Source organism: Halomonas sp. McD50-4, assembly GCF_022348135.1.
GTDB lineage: Bacteria > Pseudomonadota > Gammaproteobacteria > Pseudomonadales > Halomonadaceae > Vreelandella > Vreelandella piezotolerans.
Genome location: NZ_JAKRFG010000009.1, coordinates 14,799 through 33,460, shown reverse-complemented (window position 1 = coordinate 33,460; position 18,662 = coordinate 14,799). Strand labels below are relative to the sequence as shown.

Genomic DNA, 18,662 nt, shown 5'->3' with positions numbered 1-18,662 from the left:
GATCAGAGGCGCCGCGCTTAGAGAATGCTAAGCGCGGCGCCGTCGTTTTGGTTGGAACTCTTTGTCCAGTCACGCTTTGGCGCGGCTGGCCTGGAGGGTGCGGGTGAGCAGTGCGCGAAGTGCGGCGGGCTTCACCGGTTTCAGCAGCAGCTGGTAGCCCGCACGCTTGACCTCTTCGGCGACTGCTTCGGTGCGATCGGCGGTGATCACAATCCCAGGAACGGCACCAGCAAAACGCTCGCTCAGAGCCTCTAGCGCCATCAGGCCGGTGACCTCGTTATCCAGATGGTAATCCGCCAAGATAGCATCAGGGTCGCCATCCATGTTGCGCAGAATGGATTTGGCCCCACCAATGCTGGTGGCAGTGAATACCTCGCAGCCCCAGCCGCTGAGCATGGCGGTCATCCCTTCTAGAATCAGCGTCTCATTATCGATACACACGATCCGTGTACCGGCCAGCTTATTGCCGCTGCGACGGCTACTGGGTTCCTGCTCGGCAACGGACACTTCCCGAGCGGCTACGATAGGCACGCTGACCGAGAACACCGTACCAACGCCTTCCCAGGAGCGCACTTTGATGGGGTGGTCGAGCACTCGGCTCATGCGATCAGCGATGGAGAGCCCCAGCCCCAGGCCTTTTTCACTCTCTTTATGACGGGAAACCTGATCGAGGCGTCGGAACTCCTGAAAGATCTCCGTCAATTTGGATTCAGGTATCCCTGGCCCGCTGTCCCATACTTCGATCAGCAGTCGCCCTCCTTGGCGGCGACAGCCAAGCAGCACGCGCCCCTCTTGAGTGTAGCGAATTGCGTTGGAGAGGAAGTTCTGCACGATCCGGCGCAGCATCTGCGGGTCGGAATCCACCCATTGCTGGGTGGGCACCACGACCAAATCGAGCCCTCGATCGTCCGCCATGACGTCGAATTCGGCGCGCAGCGGGCGAAAAATATCGGCCAGGGCAAAGTGGCTGCGCCGAGGCGTCAGCGCCCCTGCATCCAGCTTGGAGATGTCCAGCAGCGTGCCCAGCAGCTCTTCGGCGGCCTGTAGCGAGTTGTCGATATGGCCAATGGTGCGCTGGGTATCGCTGGCGGTGACGTTCTGCATCAGTGCCGAGGTAAACAAGCGCGCCGCGTTCAGAGGCTGCAACAAGTCGTGGCTGGCGGCCGCCAGGAAGCGCGTTTTCGAAGCATTGGCGTCTTCCGCTAGCTGTTTGGCCTGGCGCAGGGCCTGCTCCGCTTCGGCACGCACGCGGTTCTCTTGGCGAAGCGCGGCGTTGGCTTCGGAGAGCGCCTGGGTACGCTCGCGCACCCGCTCTTCCAGGGTTTCGTTGGTCTCTTTGAGGGCAATTTCTGCTTGGCGGCGCTCGGTAATGTCTTGATACAGCGCGAAGAAGCCCAGAATCGACTGGCTATCGCCAAAGTGCGGGGTGTAGGTCACCAACATATAGCGCATGGCGTCGTTGACCCGCATGGAAACTTCAAAACTCACCCGCTCACCGGCCAGCGTGCGCTGTACCCAGGGCACCCGCTCTTCGGCTTGCTTCACCGGTAGCACGTCCTCGTAGCGACGCCCGATCACCGCGTTGCGGTCGATGTTGAAGGCCTGCTCGTAGGCACGGTTGGTAAACAGGTAGCGGCTCTCTTTATCGAAGTAGGCGATCAGGGCCGGGACGTTATCGGTATAGATACGGATATTGTTTTCCGAGCGGATCAGCGCTTCTTCGATACGCTTTTGCTGGGTGATGTCTTGATAGGTATAGACGAAGCCGCCGCCGGGCATGGGGTTGCCCTGTACTTCCAGCACGCTGCCGTCCTGGCGGTAACGCACGTAGCGGTGGGGCTGGCCTTCTCGGATGTTGTCCAGCAGCAGTTGAACGTGCTCTTCGGGATCGCCGGGCCCGTACTCGCCGTTGTGGGCGTTGTAGCGGAAGATACGGTCCATCGGTGCGCCAACGCGAATGATGTGGTCGGGGAAGCGAAAGAGCTCCAGATAGCGCTGGTTCCACACCACCAGGCGTAAGTTCTGGTCGACCACGCTAATGCCCTGATTGATGTTCTCGATGGTCGCCTGCAGCAGGGCGCGGTTGAACTCGAGCACTTGGGAGGCTTCATCCACGATGGAGATCACATCGGAAATGCCGATACCACGCCCCTGAAGGGCCGAGTTCACTACGATCCGCGCCGACGATGCCCCCAAGACAGAGGCGAGAAACCGCTCGGTGAATTGGATCACGTCGATGGAGGCGCGGGTGCCATCATCCAGCGGCTTGCCCGCTCGGCGAGCGTAATCATCGAAGGCGCGGTCGACCTGACCTGCACCCAGGAAGCGCTCGCACAGCACTTTCAAATCGCCCACCGTCGTGGCCCCCGTCCAGGGGCGATTCACCGAGGTTTGTCGGGTTTCGACGCTATCGACGAACAGCGACGCTTGAATGCGCTCTACCACTCGTTGAGACGTCACCTGAGAGACGAAGATATAGCAAAACAGATTGATGCCGAGTGACAGCATGACCCCGTGAGTAAAGGTGTCCCCCAGGTTCAAACCAAATAGCGCCGTGGGTGACAGCCAGTTAAGCCCCAGCGGGCCGCCCGCTAACCATGCTTGTGGCAGCACGCCGGCATTGATCATGGCGGGCATCAGCAGGCTATACGCCCAAATGGCAAAGCCCACGTTCATGCCCACGATCACGCCCAAGCGGTTGCCGCGCTTCCAGTACAGCCCGCCAATCAGCGCGGGGGCAAACTGGGCCGCTGCGGCAAACGAGAGCATGCCGATGGAGGCCAGCGAGGTGAACTCGCCAATCAGCTGGTAAAAGCCGTACGCCATGGCCAGCACGGCCACGATGGTCAAGCGGCGAGCGCGCAGTACCAAACGGCCATAGTCGCGGGCCTTGGTGTCGAACCAGCGCAATCTAAAGAGCGCGGGAATCACGATCTCGTTCGAAATCATGATCGAGACCGCTACCGCCGCCACGATGACCATGCCGGTGGCGGCAGAGAAGCCGCCGATGAAGGTCAGCAGCGTGAGCCACTGCTGGCCGGAGGCCATGGAGAGCGCAAGCACATAGGTATCGGGCTCTACACCGCTTTCTGAGAACAGCAGCAAGCCAGCGGCCGCCAGTGGCACGACGAAGAATGCAATGGCCAGCAAATAGAGTGGAAACAACCAGCGCGCTTTGGTGGCATCGTCTGGATGGATGTTTTCCACCACGGCCACGTGAAACTGGCGCGGCAGGCACAAAATGGCGAGCATGGCGAGCAATGTTTGCGCCCAGAAGCTTTGGCCAAAGTCTTGGTTGGCGAGCTGGCGCTGCAACTCGAGCTGGCTTTCGGCATGGCCCATCAATTCGCCAAGGCCGTCGAACATCCCCCAGGTGACGAAGGCACCCAGCACCAAGAACGCTACCAGTTTGACCAGCGACTCGAAGGCGACCGCATGGATCAACCCTTCGTGATGCTCGGTGGCATCGGTGTGCCGGGTGCCAAACAGAATGGCAAAAATGGCCATCACCACCGCTACGTAAAAGGCCGTATCGCCAAACAGAGGGGCGTGGGACATGTCGGGGGCGTCGGTCAAGACACTAAAGGTCGTCGAAACGGCCTTTAGCTGAAGCGCGATATAAGGCAGCGTGCCGATCAGGGCTACTAGGCTCGCAAAGGCTGCTAGAGATTGGGTTTTACCGTAGCGAGAAGCGATGAAGTCGGCAATGGAGGTGACGTTCTGGTGCTTGGCAACGCGGATCATCTTCGCCAGCACGGGCCAGAAGAGAAAAAAAGTCAGAATGGGCCCGACAAAGATGCTGGCAAACGACCAGCCCGCCGTGGCAGCCTGGCCGACCGCGCCGTAGAAGGTCCATGAGGTGCAGTAAATGGCGAGCGCCAGACTGTAAATGAGGGGGCGGCGGCGGCTGGCGCCATGAGTACGCGCCCGCCGGTCGCCAAACCAGGCAATTCCAAACAGCACTGCAATATAGAGCAGTGACACTGCGATCAGCAGCCCGCCATGAAACATAGTGTCTCCTCACCCATCCTGCTTTGAACGGAGCTTTAAACCGCCCTTCGCCCAGTAAAGGGCTCCATTCTAGGCGAAGGTGAGGCGCTACGTCTGCCGTTCGTTGGCTAGTTGGCAAACGGTGGTCAGTAGGGGGGACGTTTCCCGTAGAGGGCGAAGCTCGTTGAGATCTGCTTCTCCGCTCTCTAGGTTGAGGGGAATCAGCTCTCGGCTAGCGCAGTTGAGAAGATAGGGCTGCGTGGTGATCAGGTCGGTATGGCGACGCTCGAACTGGTACAAAATGAACTCGGCGATGATGTCGCCCTCGACGGTTTGCGAACGCACGTTGTCGCTATCCACCACGCTGAAGGTAGTCGTCATGGGAAACAGTAGTGTCCACGGCCGCCAGATCTGGCGAGTGGTATCGCTGGAGATCACTTTGGCCGTTTCCGGTAACTGCTGTTGTTTATGCTCATACCAGCCGTACTCGAACTGTATTTGATAGCCCAGCATGCCCAGTCCGCCAAACACTGGCACAATCCATTTGGGAAGCCGCTTGCGGCTCAAAGTGCGAAGCAGAAGGCCAATCCCAGCCGCGGCAAGACCTGCAAACACGGCGGCCACTAAGTGCCAAATCATACGTTTTCCTTCTGAAAAGCCATCGGGCTTCCCTAAGGAAGCCCGATGGAGGGTGGTTCCGTTCGCTATTGGCCCACGGCGCAATAGAGTGGAACGATTATGACTTAGTGATCGACCGCAGCACCAGCACCTTTCGGATAGCGTACACTTTCCACCAGGTCCTGAATTTCTTGCGGCGGTGCATCGGTGGCGTTGGAGACAATGAAGGCCACGGCGAAGTTGATGATCGCACCTACGGCACCAAACGAGAGCGGTGAGATACCCAGCATCCAGTTATCCGGCGTGTTGGCCAGCATATTGGTGCCCGGAATGAAGAACCAGCCCAAGTAGGTGAAGATGTAGAGCAGGGTGCAGATGAGACCCGCCAGCATACCGGCAACCGCGCCTTTGTTGTTCATGCGCTTAGAGAAGATACCCATCATCAGCGCAGGGAACAGCGAGGCACCGGCAATACCGAAGGCAAGTGCTACCGTTTGTGCTGCAAACCCAGGCGGATTGAGCCCTAAGTAGGTCGCCAGTAAGATCGCGCCGCCCATGGAGATACGGGCTGCCAGCATTTCGCCTTTTTCAGAGATTTTCGGGTTGATCATGGTTTTGATCAAATCGTGACTGATCGCTGACGAGATCGCCAAGAGCAGACCCGCTGCCGTGGAGAGTGCCGCTGCGATACCACCTGCCGCGATCAAGCCCACTACCCAGCCGGGCAGGTTGGCAATTTCAGGGTTAGCCAGTACTAGGATGTCGTTGTTGACCTCCAGTTCGTTGCCTTCCCAGCCGCGGTCTGAATAGTCAGCAGCACCGTTGTAGAACTGGATACGGCCATCGTCGTTCAGATCGTTGTGGGTGATCAGGCCGGTCTCTTCCCAGGTGCGGAACCATTCCGGACGATCTTCGTAGAGGATCGGGTTACGCGCAGCTTCTTCGTAGTTTTCCGTTTGGCCAGCCATTTCTGGATAAACGGTCGTCATCAGGTTCAGGCGTGCCATGGAGCCAACCGCGGGGGCTGTCAGGTAGAGCAGGGCGATGAACACCAGTGCCCAGCCTGCCGACCAGCGTGCATCGGCGACCTTCGGTACGGTGAAGAAGCGAATGATCACGTGGGGCAGACCGGCGGTACCGACCATCAGCGACAGGGTGAACAGCACCATGTTGAGCTTGTTGTCCACGTCGGCGGTGTAGTCACGGAAGCCGAGTGCATTCACGACGTCATCCAGCTTTTGCAGCAGCGGGATACCGGACTCGGTGTGGGTGCTGAACATGCCGAACATCGGAATCGGGTTGCCGGTGAGCTGCATGGCGATGAACACCGCCGGAATTGTATAGGCAATGATCAGTACGATGTACTGCGCTACCTGGGTATACGTGATGCCTTTCATACCGCCGAATACGGCATACATGAAGACGATGGCAGCGGCAATCCAGATGCCCCAGGTGTTACTCACTTCCAGGAAGCGGGAAAACGCGACGCCCGCACCAGTCATCTGACCGATAACGTAGGTGACGGAAGCCACGATCAAGCAGATGATCGCGACCAAACGCGCTGTGTTGCTGTAGAAGCGGTCACCAATGAAGTCTGGCACGGTGAACTTGCCGAACTTACGCAGGTAAGGGGCCAGCAACATCGCCAGAATGACGTAGCCACCGGTCCAGCCCATCAAGAACGTGGAGTTGGCGTAGCCGCCCGACGCGAGCAGGCCCGCCATGGAGATGAACGACGCCGCCGACATCCAGTCGGCCGCCGTGGCCATACCATTGGTGATCGGGTGTACGCCGCCGCCGGCAACGTAGAAGTCTTTGGTGGAGCCTGCTCGCGCCCATATCGCAATGCCGATATAGAGCGCAAACGAGGCGCCAACGAACAGTAAGTTGATTGCAAACTGGCTCATGCTGGCTTACTCCCCCAGGCCGTATTTTTTATCGAGCGCGTTCATTCTCCAGGCGTAGAAGAAGATCAGCACGATGAAGGTGAGAATGGAGCCTTGCTGAGCAAACCAGAAGCCCAGATCCGTACCGCCGACGGGAATGCCCGCGAGCAGTGGGCGAAAGAGGATGGCGCAGCCGTAGGAGACAAATGCCCAGACTACGAGGCATCCGAAGATCAGCCGGACGTTGGCCTTCCAGTATTCAGCAGCATTGGATTTATCGTCTGCCATTGTGTTGCTCTCCAGTTGTGATTTTTAGGGTTGGAAAGTGAACTCAAGATAGCGTGTGGTTCATCAGGGCAACCCCGCATGGAAAACCGCGCTGTTGAGTGAGCGGTAAAACAGTGCTGCCAAACACGTCACCTTCTTATTGTTAAGCCGTTTATGTCGTTAAGGGGTGGTCGGCAAGTTATCGTTAGCGGCTTGAAGTGCATAAGACAAGCGGCATGCGATTACCCTGTATGACTCATGGGTAATACTGGGCAATAATCACCAAAAATAAATCCCAGACTTTGGTATCAGGGTGTTTAAATGGCGGGGTAAGAGCCGGGCGTGAAGACATAAAGCATTATTTTTGATGAATTTTAAGCGTTATTTTAACGCCATTCATGTCGCGATAGGACAATGGTCTATGGCTCGCTTAAAAACAATGTTTGCTACCTTAACCAAAGGTGTTTAGCCGAATTTAAAACGTTCGGGAAAGTCACTACTTTCGTCGCTAAACAAAGGTCGTTAAGACGTAAGCGCTATAGCTAAAAGTATAATGAGTCGATATGTCTAACGTTCGCCACCCCGTGGGTGGTATGTCTCAATCACTGCCCTTAAGCGAGGTCGCCCATGGTAGACGTGGATCTCTCCCAGCTGCCGTTTACGCTGATCGATGACGCCGGGCGTGATCATGTTCGTCGTGGGATGGATCTTGCCTTCTTCGATCGCGATGAAGTCATCCTCGAGATGGGGCAGGCAGGCGAGTCGGTGTTTCTGATTCATAAGGGGGAGGTCGCTGAGTTGGACCCCACGCTGCCTGCCGCTAGCGCGCGAATTGGTCACTACACCGCCGGTGATCTGTTCGGAGCGATCAGTATTCTCAATGGCAAGAGCCGTTACCGCTTCCAAGCCGAGCAGGAGTGCTTGTGCTATGTGATGCCCAAAGCACTGTTTACCCAGCTCTGCCGTCACTACCCACCGTTTGAACAGTTTTTCAAGCAGTCGCTGTCACACAAAGCGCGCCTGCTAACGGAAAAACGCGCTGATGGTGGCGTCACGATGGCGGGTTTCATGCTGGCCAAAGTGCGCGAATGTATGCGCGAGCCGGTACTCATCGATGCATCGAGCACCATTCACGACGCCGTTCGCCAACTGAACGATAGCCATGCCGATAGCCTGCTGGTGAATACGCAAGAGGCGCTGGGCATGGTCACTAAAACCGACCTGCTCAATGGGTTGGTATTGGGGGAGAGTACCCAGCACTCGCCTGTGGCGTCGCTGGCCAACCAATCACTGGTCACCGTCGCGCCCGATCAATACCTGTTCGAAGCACTGATTATGATGACTCGGCATAAGGTCGCTCGCGTAGTGGTAATGGAGGATGAGCACGCCCGAGGCGTCGTGGAATTGATGGACGTGCTGAGCTTTTTCTCCAGCCGTAGCTACGTGGTGAGTTTACAGGTCGAGCAAGCCAATGGCCTGGAAGCTTTGGCGGCTGCCAGCCAACGTACCCCAGAGTTGGTCAACGCGCTAATGGCGCAGGGCGTGAAGCTGCGCTTTGCCATGGAGTTACTGGCAGCGCTCAATGGCCGCATCATGAGTAAAGCCTGGGGTTTTACGGTGCCCGAGCAGTATCACCGCCAAAGTTGCCTGATGGTGATGGGCAGTGAGGGGCGCGGCGAGCAAATCCTAAAAACCGACCAGGATAACGGTTTGATCCTCGCTGACGACTGCCAGTGGCCCACGGTCGCTGACGACATGGCGACCTTGACCCAAACGTTGATAACGCTGGGTTACCCGCCCTGTCCGGGGAATATCATGGTGTCCAACCCTGAGTGGGTGGGCACGGTCTCCCAGTGGCAGCAGCGTATCGCCAAATGGGTCAGTGCCCGCGATGGTGACAGTTTGATGAAACTGGCCATTCTGCTCGACTCTCATGGCGTGGCGGGCAATCCGACGCTGCTCGACCAAGTCCGCCACGCGCTGTTCGAGCACTGCTCCCACGATGAGCTGCTGCTCTCGTACTTTGCCCGTGCGGCACTGCGCTTCTCGACGCCGCTGACCCTATTTGGCTCACTGAAGAAGCCGCAGCACGGTATCGATATCAAAAAAGGCGGGATTTTCCCCATCGTGCACGGCGTGCGCACCATGGCCCTCGAGCGGCGGATAACGGTCACTTCGACGCTGGATCGTTTGGATGATCTGGCCACCGACGGGCGTCTGGATCGACGCTTTGCCGACGATGTGGGTGAGGCGCTGGCACTGTTCACCGAGCTGCGCCTGCGTCAGCAGCTTCAGGAGCTGGATAGCGCCCACGCCAAGCGCACTAACCGGGTCGTAGTGCAAGAGCTCTCTTCGCTGGAGCGAGACCTGCTGCGAGAAGCCCTCCACATTGTGAAGGACTTCAAGCAGCGCCTTTCCCACCGCTATCATTTGGAGTATTCGTGAGCGGAATGCGCTTGTTAGATCGACACATGACGCTGCTGAGCGGCTCGTTAAGAACGCTGCTGCAGCGGGAAAGCGATCGACGCCGATGGGCCGATTCGCCCTACGCGTGGCTATTTCAGCCGTACATGGGCGAGGAGTCCGTCGCGATGGCCTGCCAGGTGAGTGACGGTCAGCCCAATGTCGTCAGCGTGGCGGCCGTCGTGCTCAGTCCGCGGCGTGTGCACACTAGCCGTATCTGGTGGGCCACACTGTCAGAATCTCCCGTGCCAGTGTCTGCCACCCTGCGCCGCCATCAGCAGTTACACGCGACGGATACCCCGCGCTCCCCAGATATCGAATGCCTGACAGAGCTGGCCGAATTCATCGAGAATCGGCCGCTCGTTGGTTGGCAGTTAGAGCGCACGATCGAGCCGCTCAACGGGCTATTCAAACGCGTATTGGGGTTCGGTTTACCCAACGCCCAGGTCGACGTTGCCAAGTTGCACGGGCGACAGCTACGGCGGCTGCATCCGCAGGTCGATACCCTCGAATCGCTTGGCGAGGCGCTGACCCGTTGGCGGCTGCCACGGCTGATCTGGCCTAGCGTGACCAGCGAAGCCACCGCGAGTGCACTTCTGTATCTACGTTTGCAGCGCGAGATCGCCCTGACCGCCTAGGGTTTGTATTGGGTAGAGCTTCGGAGTGTTGTTAGAATACATACTGCTCCTTTACCCACCGGCAGTGCGACGACCATGTTATCACCTGACTACTTTGACCCTACTTTGTCAGACAGCGCGTCTGACGAGCCTACCGCCACGCAGCACGAGCTGCAGGATGCCAAGCAGAAGCGTGAATTCAACAAGTTGCAAAAACGCCTGCGGCGCGAAGTGGGAAACGCGATCATCGATTACAACATGATCGAGGATGGCGATCGGGTCATGGTGTGCCTCTCCGGCGGCAAAGATAGCTACACGATGCTGGAGATTTTGCGCAACTTGCAACGCAACGCGCCGGTCGATTTTTCGCTGGTGGCGGTCAACATGGACCAAAAACAGCCTGGTTTCCCAGAGCACGTCTTGCCCCAGTATTTGGATAAGCTGGGGGTGGAGTATCACATTCTCGAGCGTGACACCTACTCGGTGGTAAAGGAGAAAACCCCGGAGGGTAAAACCACCTGCGCGCTCTGCTCGCGCTTGCGCCGCGGCTCGCTGTATGGGTTTGCCGAAGAGATCGGCGCGAACAAGATTGCCCTCGGCCACCATCGCGAAGACATTCTAGAAACGCTGTTTCTGAACATGTTCTTCGGCGGTACGCTAAAAGCCATGCCGCCGAAACTGCTCTCGGATGACGGTAAAAACATCGTGATCCGCCCGCTGGCCTACTGTAAAGAGGCGGATATTGCTGAGTTTTCGCGGCAGATGGCGTTTCCCATCATTCCCTGTAATTTGTGTGGGTCGCAGCCGAACATGCAGCGACAAATCGTCAAAGAGATGTTGGCGGAGTGGGACAAGAAGCATCCTGGGCGCTTGGAGAGCATGTTCAAAGCAGTCACCAACGTGGCACCCTCGCAGCTTGCCGATCGCGAGCTATTCGACTTTGCCGGTCTCGAAGCCAAGCAGGCGGCCTTGATGGAAGGACGCATCCAAGCCTTCAACGTGTGATCGTTGGCGCCTCCTCTTCTGCCAGGGTAATGAGGCGCTGCATGTCCAAAATATTGACCTCGCGCCCTGAGACGGCCACGACCTCCTGCTGCTGAAAGCGGCTAAGAATGCGGCTGACCGTTTCGACCGCTAGGCCCAGGTAGTTACCCATATCGGCCCGGGACATGGATAGGCGGAAGCTGTATGGCGAGTAGCCCCGCCGCCGGAAGCGATCAGAGAGCGTAATCAAAAAGCTCGCCAGCCGCTGATCCGCGGTCTTACGCGACAGTAGACGCATCATTCGCCGATCGTCGCGCAGTTCTTTACTCATGCTGCGATAGAGCTGGCCGCGCAGCTCGGGCAGCTCCTCGGAGAGCGAGTCCAGGCGGTCGAACGGAATTTCGCACACCGTCGTCGTTTCCAGAGCCATCACCGTGCCGGGGTAGTGCTCTTCGTCGATGCCGTCCAAACCCACTAGTTCGCTGGGTAGAAAGAAATTGGTGAGCTGGTCATGGCCGTTGCCTTCGCTGGTGACCTGCTTCAAGCTACCCGAGCGCACCGCATAGACACTGGTGAAAGCGTCCCCTTGGCGGAACAGGGGTTCGCCTTTCTTCAACGGCGAGCGGCGGCGAATGATCGCATCGAACTGGCTCATATCCTCGAGCTCCAAGGCGAGCGGTAAGCACAGCGAGCTTAGACTACACGTCTGGCAGCGCGCCTCTTGCAGCAGTGAACGTCGTTGGCTGGCAGGATATGGCATAGGAGTCTCCCTTCTTCTTTCGCCATCATAGGCACAGGGGGCAGGCGGCTCAAGGCGCTCACACGATCTTCGAGTAGCGCTGACCATCCTGACGTTGTAAGTGAGTGTCGAAGGCCATGGCCAAATGCCGAATGAGCAATCGCCCGATCGGCGTGGCGCTCAGCCGAAGGCCCTCACGCTGTACGAGGCCATCCCGTTCGGCGATCGCCAGTCGCTCGAAGGCAGTGGCAAAGTAGTCTGCCGCATCGATATGCCAACGCTGACCGATCGCGTCGAGATCAATGGCCATATCGCACATGAACCGCTCGATGACGTCTCTTCTTATTAGGTCATCCTTATTTAAGCGTAGTCCTTTTATCGTTGCCAGCCTACCTTCATCCAAGGCGGCTTCATAGTGGGCGAGCTGAGTAGGGTTTTGGGCGTAAATATCGTCGACCCGAGAAATGGCGGATACGCCCAAACCGATCAAATCGCACTCGGCGTGGCTGGAGTAGCCTTGAAAATTACGCTGCAGCGTGCCGTTGCGCTGCGCCTGGGCCAAGCTGTCGTCGGGGCGTGCAAAGTGGTCCATGCCAATATGCACATAGCCCGCCTGGGTGAGCATCTCGATAGTGGTGTGCAGCATGGCCAGCTTTTCATCGGCGCTGGGCAGGTCGGCCAACTGGATACGTCGCTGGGGCGCAAAGCGGGCTGGCATGTGGGCGTAGTTGAAGACCGATAATCGTGCTGGTCCCAGCTCGATGACCTGACGAAGCGTTTCGGCAAAACGCCGTTCGGTTTGAAAGGGAAGGCCATAGATTAAATCGAGGTTGAGCGAGCGAAAGCCGAGCCGATGCGCTTCGTCCATGAGCGTTTCGGTGAGCACCCGGGGCTGCACGCGATTGATCGCCGCTTGAACCTGCGGATCGAGATCTTGAACGCCAAGGCTTAGGCGGTTAAATCCTAGCGATTGGAGATGTCGCAGGGTAAAGACATCCGCTTCGCGTGGGTCAATTTCAATGGCATAGTCCCGATCTGGCGCGTTCGATAACCCAAAACGGGCATCAAGCCGGTCGACCAAATCGCTCATTTGCGCCAAGGTAAGAAACGTCGGCGTGCCGCCGCCCCAATGCAGTTGCTGCACCGGTCGTTGGGTATCTAAATGGCGCGACGTGAGCACCATCTCACGATCTAGCCGAGACAGGTAGGGCTCGGCCAGCGACGTATTTTTCGTAGCGATTTTGTTGCACGCACAGTAGAAGCAGATCTTGCGGCAAAATGGGACGTGGACATAGAGCGACAGTGGCTTTTGGCTGGCGTTACTGCGTTCTAGTGCCTGGGCCATATCGTCGGCGGTGAAGCCGTCGTGAAACGACAGCGCTGTCGGATAAGAGGTATAGCGCGGGCCGCTCGTGTCATAACGACGTATCAGGGCGTCGTCCCATGCAGTGGCCTCAGCCACTGATGAAGTGGTCTGGGCGTGGGCAGCAGTAGCATGAACGGGCATAGGCAACGCTCCGGTGTAACAGAACAAGCGAGTGAACGGATGCGTTCATGCTACGCCAGGGGGTAGCGCAATGCGTTGAGCTGTATCAAGCAATGGCGTAAAAGCCCATGCCGAAGCGGCTAAGCTAGTTAGAAAGGTGAGAAAGTGCGGCCCGCCGATAGGTTCAGTGCCCGGTGGGGGAGAACAGCGTCCAGAGCTGCCACAGCGCAAAACTGATGATGGTCAGCGCGGCGATACTGCGCGTGGCACGGTGGCGAATCAAGTGGCTGAGCTGGCGTGCCGCTAGGCCCGTCGCAAGCAGCGCGGGCAGGGTGCCCAAACCAAAGGCACCCATCAATAGCGCCCCTTGTAACGGATCGGCAATGGCTAGGCTCCAAGCAAGCATCGAGTAGACCAATCCGCAGGGTAGCCAGCCCCACAGGGCGCCTAAAGCAAACGCCTGGGGCAGGTACACGACGGGCATCAAGCGCCTGCCGATGGGTTCGATATGGCGCCAAAGCCTGCGCCCTATCGCTTCCACTTTCAATAAGCCTTTCCACCAGTTAGCGATATACAGCGCCATCAACATCAGCATCACCGCCGCGACGACCTGTAGCGCGAGACGCGCCTGAGGCGATAGTGAGATCAAGGTGCCTAGTCCGGCTACCAAAGCGCCAGCCGTCATGTAGCTCATGATGCGCCCTAGGTTATAGCCGAGCAATAATCCACCCATACGGGCAGGGTGTCGCATGCTGGGTGGCACGGCAAAGGTGAGCGCACTCATGATGCCGCCGCACATGCCAATGCAGTGGGCACCCCCCATCAAGCCAAATACGAAGGCTGCCAGCAGTGGCGGCAAGTCAAGTCCGGTCGGGTTCACGGCGGTGGCTCACGGTCACGGGGTGGCTTGGTGCCTTTTTTGCGCTCGGCGCGCTGTTCGGGGGTGAGATCGTTCTCATCGTCGTCGAACAGAATACGATGGGCAGGGCCTTCCAAGTCGTCGAACTGGTCATTCTTCACCGCCCAAAAGAAGGCCCACACTGCGAGCCCTAGCAAAATCAGCGACAGTGGAATCAATAAATAGAGAATCGTCATGCGGTCACCGGTCTCGCGGGAGCTGCCTGGGAAACGGTCGAGCTACGCCAGCGGGTCAAGCGCAGCGCATTGCCCACGACCACGAGTGAGCTGAGCGACATGCCAATGGCCGCCAGCCAGGGCGGTACCAACCCCATCGCAGCCAGAGGCAGTGCAGAGAAGTTGTAGCACACCGACCAGATCATGTTTTGACGCATGATGCGTCGCGTGGCGTTGGCAATCTCGATGGCCTCGAAAATACGCATCAAACGTGGGCTGAGCAAGACCGCATCGGCGCGGGTACGCGCCAAGTCGGTGGCACCGTTCATGGCAATGGCCACATCGGCGCCGGCCAAGACCGGCACATCGTTGATGCCATCCCCAATCATCACCACGCGCTCGCCTTGGGCCTGTAGCTCGCGCAGCCGCTCGAGTTTGCCTTCCGGTGACTTGCCCGCGTGCCATACGGGGATATCGAGCTGCTCGGCTAAGCTTTCTACCGCTTCTTGGGTATCGCCGGAGAGTAGCTCCACGGTAAGCCCTTTCGCTTGTAGGGCGGCAACGGTGTGCGCAGCGTCTTCCCGGACACCGTCATGGAGCTTGAACCAGGCGCGTGGTGCATCGTCTTCGCTAAGTAGTAGCCACTGACCGCGGCCAGGCGTGCTGAGTGTTTGGCTCGTTGCAAAATCGGGCTTGCCCAAGCGCCATGTAGCGCCGTCGAGTATGCCCTCCAGTCCGCTGCCGGTAACGCTTTTGACCTGCCGCGCTTGCAGCGTGGCGTCCCTATACGGTCGAAAAGCGCGGGCAATCGGGTGCTCGGAGTGAGCTTCTAGTGCGGCAGCGATCGCGCGTAGCCGTTCGCTGCTCTGCTCGGTTAACGGATGCGTCTGGGTGAGCTGCATCTCGCCACGGGTCAGCGTGCCGGTCTTATCAAAAATCACCCGTGTCACGTTCGAAAGTGACTCAATAGCATCGGCTCGGGTGATCAGGACGCCGCGTTGGCGCAACTGACCATGCCCTGCCGTGAGAGCCGTTGGGGTGGCGAGCGCCAGTGCACACGGGCAGGTGACCACGAGCACCGACAGCAGCACCCAGAGCATACGGGACGGGTCGATGAACCACCACGCCACGGTGACACAGGCGGTGACCACCAGTAGGCGTAGAACGAATAGGTGCGCCATTCGCGCTGCCATCTGGGCCAGCCTTGGGCGGCTGGCAAAGGCCCGATCGGTCAAATCCACGATACCCGCCGCGCGCGCATGGCTGCCGGCATGGGTAACCCGCACCGTGAGCGGGTTTTCCATGTTTTGACTGCCGCCCACGACCTGTTCGCCTACTCGGCGAGTGACGGGTAGATATTCGCCGGTTAGCATCGACTCATCCAGGCTGGATTCACCATCTTCTATGATGCCATCGGCGGGCACACCGTGGCCGGGCTTGATGAGCACTCGATCCCCGGGAGCTAGCTCGCTGGCGGGTAGGATGCGTTCGCTGCCGTCCGCCTCCAGTCGGGTAGCAGAAACCGGCAGCACACCACTTAATGCATTGCCGCTGTGGCCGCTGCGCCGCCGCGCGCGTCCTTCCACGTAGCGGCCAAATAGTAGGAAGAAGGTGAACATGGCGACAGAGTCGAAATAGACCTCGCCAACGTTGAACAGTACGGCATAGCTGCTGGCCAGATAGGCACCGCCGATGGCCAGTGAGACGGGCACATCCATGCCCAAGACGCCCGTTTTGAGATCACGAAGGGCGTTGCGGAAAAAGGGTAGTGCTGAGAAGAAGACCACCGGAGTGGCCAACGCAAACGAGAGCCAGTGAAAAAGCGCAAAGAAATCTTCACTGAGTTCCCCAGGCCCTGACACATAGATTGGGATGGAAAACATCATCACCTGCATCATCCCTACCGCTGCCACGATTAACCGGCGCACGTTCATGCGCTCCTCATGCTGCAAGCGCGTTTGGGCGTGGTCGGGCTCGTAGGGCTGTGCCTCGTAGCCGATGGCGGCAAGCTCGGCAAAGAGCTGGGAGAGCTTGATGGCGCTGGGATCCCAGGAGACGCGTAGGCGGTGATGGGTCAGGTTGACCGCGCTGGAAGCGACTCCTTCGAGTGCGTTCAGGCGGTGTTCGATGAGCCAGGCGCAGGCGGCACAGGTAATGCCGTCGATGGCCAGCGTTGCCCTGACGTGGCCCTCTTCTCCGTCCGGGTGAACGAACTGCGCCTGAAGTCCAGGGTCGTCGAACACGGACCAGGTTTCCGCTTTGGCCGCTTGGCGCTCGTCGGGCCGCTCGGGTAGTTCGGTGCGGTAGCGGTAGTAGCTCTCTAGCCCGCCATCCACAATGGCGTGTGCCACGGCTTCGCAGCCGGGGCAGCACAAGGGGTGGGACGTGTCATCGACGACGATGCGCCATGTCGCCCCGTCAGGCACCTGACTACCGCAGTGGTAGCAGCTTTGCGGGTGGGTGCTCATTCGCTCTCTGACCGCCCTCCCGGTAGCAGCGCAATAGTCTGCTCATTGGGAAAGCGAGCTTCGCCAATGAGACGCCAGTCCGCGTCGTTGCCTTGCTCGGGCTGAATTTGAAGGTACCACCGGTAGCGCAGGTTATCTGGACCTTGCGTGATATAGCGGCCCTCCCGCACGTGCTCCAGTACGAAGGATTGATCGCGATCATCTTCGGTGGGGAAGATCAGATCGAGATAGAGCTTATCTGGCCGAGCGTCCCCAGTCAGGTCGATGACGATATCGCTGGTGAGTGGATCGATGCGCAGATCGGCGCTCAAGTTGAGTTCGCGTGCGCGCTCCTGCTTCGCTAGCACCATGTTGATGGCTTTACCGTGCTCGTAGTAATCCTCCTGAACCACCATGCCGTCGTAGCTTTTGATCGACATGATGGCGAAGCCAGTGCTGAAGAGGATGGACGAAAACAGCAGTCCGAGTAAAAACCACGGCCAGAACTGTTTGTACCAAGGCGGAATGGGGGTGTCGGACATGACGTACTTATCTCCTGATGTCGCTCAAGAACCGCGCTTCACGGGTCTGTTGAATCTGTTCGTCTTGCTGCGCTTGCAGCGTCAAGGTGATGGCGTGGCTAGGCTCGCTCAACGTATCTGGGGTTGCCAGTACGGTAATGACCTGAATGCGCGACTCGCCTGCGGGTACCCGCAGCGAGGTGTTGTCCACCTGTAGGTTGGGGAGCCCGGCGGCGCTGATCACGTAGGTGTGATCTTGCGAATCCAGGTTGCGTACGGTGAGGCTATAAACGTTGCTGATCAGCCCATCGCGAGTGACTTGATAGAGCTGCGTTCGCTCGCGTTCGGCATCGAAACTCAGCGGCGTACGATCGTTCACCGCCCAGGCAAAGGTCGCTATCATCACCAGCAGTGCGACGAAATAGCCGATCAAACGCGGACGCAGGATATTACTCTTTTTACCTTCCAGCGCGTTTTCGGTGGTGTAGCGAACGAGGCCGCGGGGGTAGCCCATTTTGTCCATCACACTATCGCAGGCATCGATACAGGCTGCACAGGTGATGCACTCGTACTGCAGCCCGTCGCGGATATCGATACCGGTAGGACAAACTTGAACGCAGAGTTCGCAATCGATGCAGTCGCCCAAGCCCGCTTCACGAACCTGGGCGTGGTCGAGGGATTTTTTACGATGGCCACGGGGTTCGCCGCGCGCGGCGTCATAGGAAACGATCAGCGTATCGCGATCGAACATCACCGACTGGAAGCGGGCATAGGGACACATATAGATGCACACCTGCTCGCGCAGCCAGCCCGCATTGAGATAGGTGAAGACTAAAAAGAAGCCTACCCAAAAATAGGACCAGCCGTGGGCTTCCAAAGTGGGGAGCTCCGTGACCAGGTCACGAATCGGCGTAAAGTAGCCGACGAACGTCACGCCGGTGGCCAGGGCGATCAGCAACCAGGCGGCGTGTTTGGCGCCTTTGCGCCAGGCTTTATGGGCATTCATTGGTTGGTTATCCAACTTCATGCGCTGATTGCGCGACCCTTCGATGCGATGTTCGAGCCAGATGAACAGAAAGGTCCAGACGCTCTGCGGGCAGGTATAGCCACACCAAACGCGCCCAGCGAAAACGGTAATAAAAAACAATCCAAAGGCGCAAATGATCAGCAGCCACGATAAGAGGATGAATTCCTGCGGATAGAAGGTCGCCGAAAAAATATGAAATTCGCGGCCTGGCAGATCGAACCATACGGCGGGGCGATCCCCCCAGTTCACCCAAGGCAGCAAAAAGAAGCCCAACATGAGCGCCCAGTTGGCGCTGCGTCGTACCTTTTGAAACAGCCCTTTGATCTCACGCACATAGATATGTCGCCGCTTGGCGTACATCTCTTGCGTGGTGGTGTCACCCGGCGTGTGGTGCCCAACGGTTGGCGGCGTAATATCGTGGCTAGGTATTTTTTCCATGGCGGTGATCGCAGCTCAATAGGCAGGAGTGGACATCAGCCCGGCAAACTCGACGTCAACACACAGCGCAGGTTGCGTTGTGCTATGCCGAGTCGTTGTTCGCAC

General features: G+C 58.4%; 14 protein-coding genes. 3 read left to right on the top strand and 11 right to left on the bottom strand.

The window, feature by feature from the left end; all coding sequences use genetic code 11:
* Window positions 1-69: 69 nt before the first annotated feature.
* The 4 genes from MHM85_RS11885 to MHM85_RS11870 all read right to left on the bottom strand — a co-directional run bounded on the left by MHM85_RS11885 (window position 70) and on the right by MHM85_RS11870 (window position 6,782).
* On the bottom strand, window positions 70-4,011 hold the full coding sequence (locus MHM85_RS11885) for a NahK/ErcS family hybrid sensor histidine kinase/response regulator (protein WP_219861729.1): 3,942 nt from the start codon (window positions 4,009-4,011) through the stop codon (window positions 70-72).
* 87 nt (window positions 4,012-4,098) lie between these two features.
* Window positions 4,099-4,629, bottom strand: a complete 531-nt coding sequence (locus MHM85_RS11880) for a hypothetical protein (protein WP_139526377.1) — start codon at window positions 4,627-4,629, stop codon at window positions 4,099-4,101.
* A 104-nt stretch (window positions 4,630-4,733) separates the two neighbouring features.
* Window positions 4,734-6,515 (bottom strand): sodium:solute symporter family protein, encoded by a 1,782-nt coding sequence (locus MHM85_RS11875; RefSeq protein ID WP_139526378.1) that lies wholly within the window; start codon window positions 6,513-6,515, stop codon window positions 4,734-4,736.
* Window positions 6,516-6,521: 6 nt separating this feature from the next.
* Window positions 6,522-6,782 (bottom strand): DUF4212 domain-containing protein, encoded by a 261-nt coding sequence (locus MHM85_RS11870; RefSeq protein WP_054641318.1) that lies wholly within the window; start codon window positions 6,780-6,782, stop codon window positions 6,522-6,524.
* 606 nt (window positions 6,783-7,388) lie between these two features.
* Here MHM85_RS11870 and MHM85_RS11865 point away from each other — a divergent pair.
* The 3 genes from MHM85_RS11865 (at window position 7,389) to ttcA (ending at window position 10,846) form a co-directional block, all read left to right on the top strand.
* Window positions 7,389-9,206 (top strand): putative nucleotidyltransferase substrate binding domain-containing protein, encoded by a 1,818-nt coding sequence (locus tag MHM85_RS11865; protein ID WP_139526379.1) that lies wholly within the window; start codon window positions 7,389-7,391, stop codon window positions 9,204-9,206.
* Between the two features lie 5 nt (window positions 9,207-9,211).
* Entirely contained in the window at window positions 9,212-9,862 is a 651-nt protein-coding gene (locus MHM85_RS11860) for a DNA polymerase III subunit epsilon (RefSeq protein WP_139526883.1), read from the top strand.
* A gap of 75 nt (window positions 9,863-9,937) precedes the next feature.
* A complete protein-coding gene (gene ttcA / locus MHM85_RS11855; protein WP_139526380.1) occupies window positions 9,938-10,846 on the top strand; it encodes a tRNA 2-thiocytidine(32) synthetase TtcA in 909 nt (302 codons plus the stop codon).
* Here ttcA and fnr read toward each other — a convergent pair.
* From fnr to ccoG, 7 genes are all read right to left on the bottom strand, one after another.
* On the bottom strand, window positions 10,836-11,585 hold the full coding sequence (fnr, locus tag MHM85_RS11850; protein ID WP_139526381.1) for a fumarate/nitrate reduction transcriptional regulator Fnr: 750 nt from the start codon (window positions 11,583-11,585) through the stop codon (window positions 10,836-10,838). The genes ttcA and fnr overlap by 11 nt on opposite strands.
* A gap of 58 nt (window positions 11,586-11,643) precedes the next feature.
* Window positions 11,644-13,071, bottom strand: coding sequence for an oxygen-independent coproporphyrinogen III oxidase (gene hemN / locus MHM85_RS11845; protein WP_219861726.1), 1,428 nt, complete (start codon window positions 13,069-13,071; stop codon window positions 11,644-11,646).
* Between the two features lie 163 nt (window positions 13,072-13,234).
* Window positions 13,235-13,930: a sulfite exporter TauE/SafE family protein gene (locus MHM85_RS11840; RefSeq protein ID WP_219861724.1), complete on the bottom strand. Its 696-nt coding sequence runs from the start codon at window positions 13,928-13,930 to the stop codon at window positions 13,235-13,237.
* On the bottom strand, window positions 13,927-14,145 hold the full coding sequence (gene ccoS / locus MHM85_RS11835) for a cbb3-type cytochrome oxidase assembly protein CcoS (RefSeq protein WP_044628710.1): 219 nt from the start codon (window positions 14,143-14,145) through the stop codon (window positions 13,927-13,929). The genes MHM85_RS11840 and ccoS overlap by 4 nt, the downstream gene beginning before the upstream one ends.
* Window positions 14,142-16,592, bottom strand: coding sequence for a heavy metal translocating P-type ATPase (locus MHM85_RS11830; protein ID WP_219861721.1), 2,451 nt, complete (start codon window positions 16,590-16,592; stop codon window positions 14,142-14,144). Before MHM85_RS11830 ends, ccoS begins: the two co-directional genes overlap by 4 nt.
* Window positions 16,589-17,113, bottom strand: coding sequence for a FixH family protein (locus MHM85_RS11825; protein WP_139526386.1), 525 nt, complete (start codon window positions 17,111-17,113; stop codon window positions 16,589-16,591). The genes MHM85_RS11830 and MHM85_RS11825 overlap by 4 nt, the downstream gene beginning before the upstream one ends.
* Window positions 17,114-17,120: 7 nt before the next feature.
* Window positions 17,121-18,557, bottom strand: coding sequence for a cytochrome c oxidase accessory protein CcoG (ccoG, locus tag MHM85_RS11820; protein WP_219861719.1), 1,437 nt, complete (start codon window positions 18,555-18,557; stop codon window positions 17,121-17,123).
* Between the last annotated feature and the right edge of the window lie 105 nt (window positions 18,558-18,662).

Excerpts from the sequence above, each read along its gene's own strand:
- MHM85_RS11885 (WP_219861729.1), bottom strand. The coding sequence starts at position 4,011 with ATGTTTCATGGCGGGCTGCTGATCGCAGTGTCACTGCTCTATATTGCA.
- MHM85_RS11880 (WP_139526377.1), bottom strand. The coding sequence starts at position 4,629 with ATGATTTGGCACTTAGTGGCCGCCGTGTTTGCAGGTCTTGCCGCGGCT.
- MHM85_RS11875 (WP_139526378.1), bottom strand. The coding sequence starts at position 6,515 with ATGAGCCAGTTTGCAATCAACTTACTGTTCGTTGGCGCCTCGTTTGCG.
- MHM85_RS11870 (WP_054641318.1), bottom strand. The coding sequence starts at position 6,782 with ATGGCAGACGATAAATCCAATGCTGCTGAATACTGGAAGGCCAACGTC.
- MHM85_RS11865 (WP_139526379.1), top strand. The coding sequence starts at position 7,389 with ATGGTAGACGTGGATCTCTCCCAGCTGCCGTTTACGCTGATCGATGAC.
- MHM85_RS11860 (WP_139526883.1), top strand. The coding sequence starts at position 9,212 with ATGCGCTTGTTAGATCGACACATGACGCTGCTGAGCGGCTCGTTAAGA.
- ttcA (WP_139526380.1), top strand. The coding sequence starts at position 9,938 with ATGTTATCACCTGACTACTTTGACCCTACTTTGTCAGACAGCGCGTCT.
- fnr (WP_139526381.1), bottom strand. The coding sequence starts at position 11,585 with ATGCCATATCCTGCCAGCCAACGACGTTCACTGCTGCAAGAGGCGCGC.
- hemN (WP_219861726.1), bottom strand. The coding sequence starts at position 13,071 with ATGCCCGTTCATGCTACTGCTGCCCACGCCCAGACCACTTCATCAGTG.
- ccoS (WP_044628710.1), bottom strand. The coding sequence starts at position 14,145 with ATGACGATTCTCTATTTATTGATTCCACTGTCGCTGATTTTGCTAGGG.
- MHM85_RS11830 (WP_219861721.1), bottom strand. The coding sequence starts at position 16,592 with ATGAGCACCCACCCGCAAAGCTGCTACCACTGCGGTAGTCAGGTGCCT.
- MHM85_RS11825 (WP_139526386.1), bottom strand. The coding sequence starts at position 17,113 with ATGTCCGACACCCCCATTCCGCCTTGGTACAAACAGTTCTGGCCGTGG.
- ccoG (WP_219861719.1), bottom strand. The coding sequence starts at position 18,557 with ATGGAAAAAATACCTAGCCACGATATTACGCCGCCAACCGTTGGGCAC.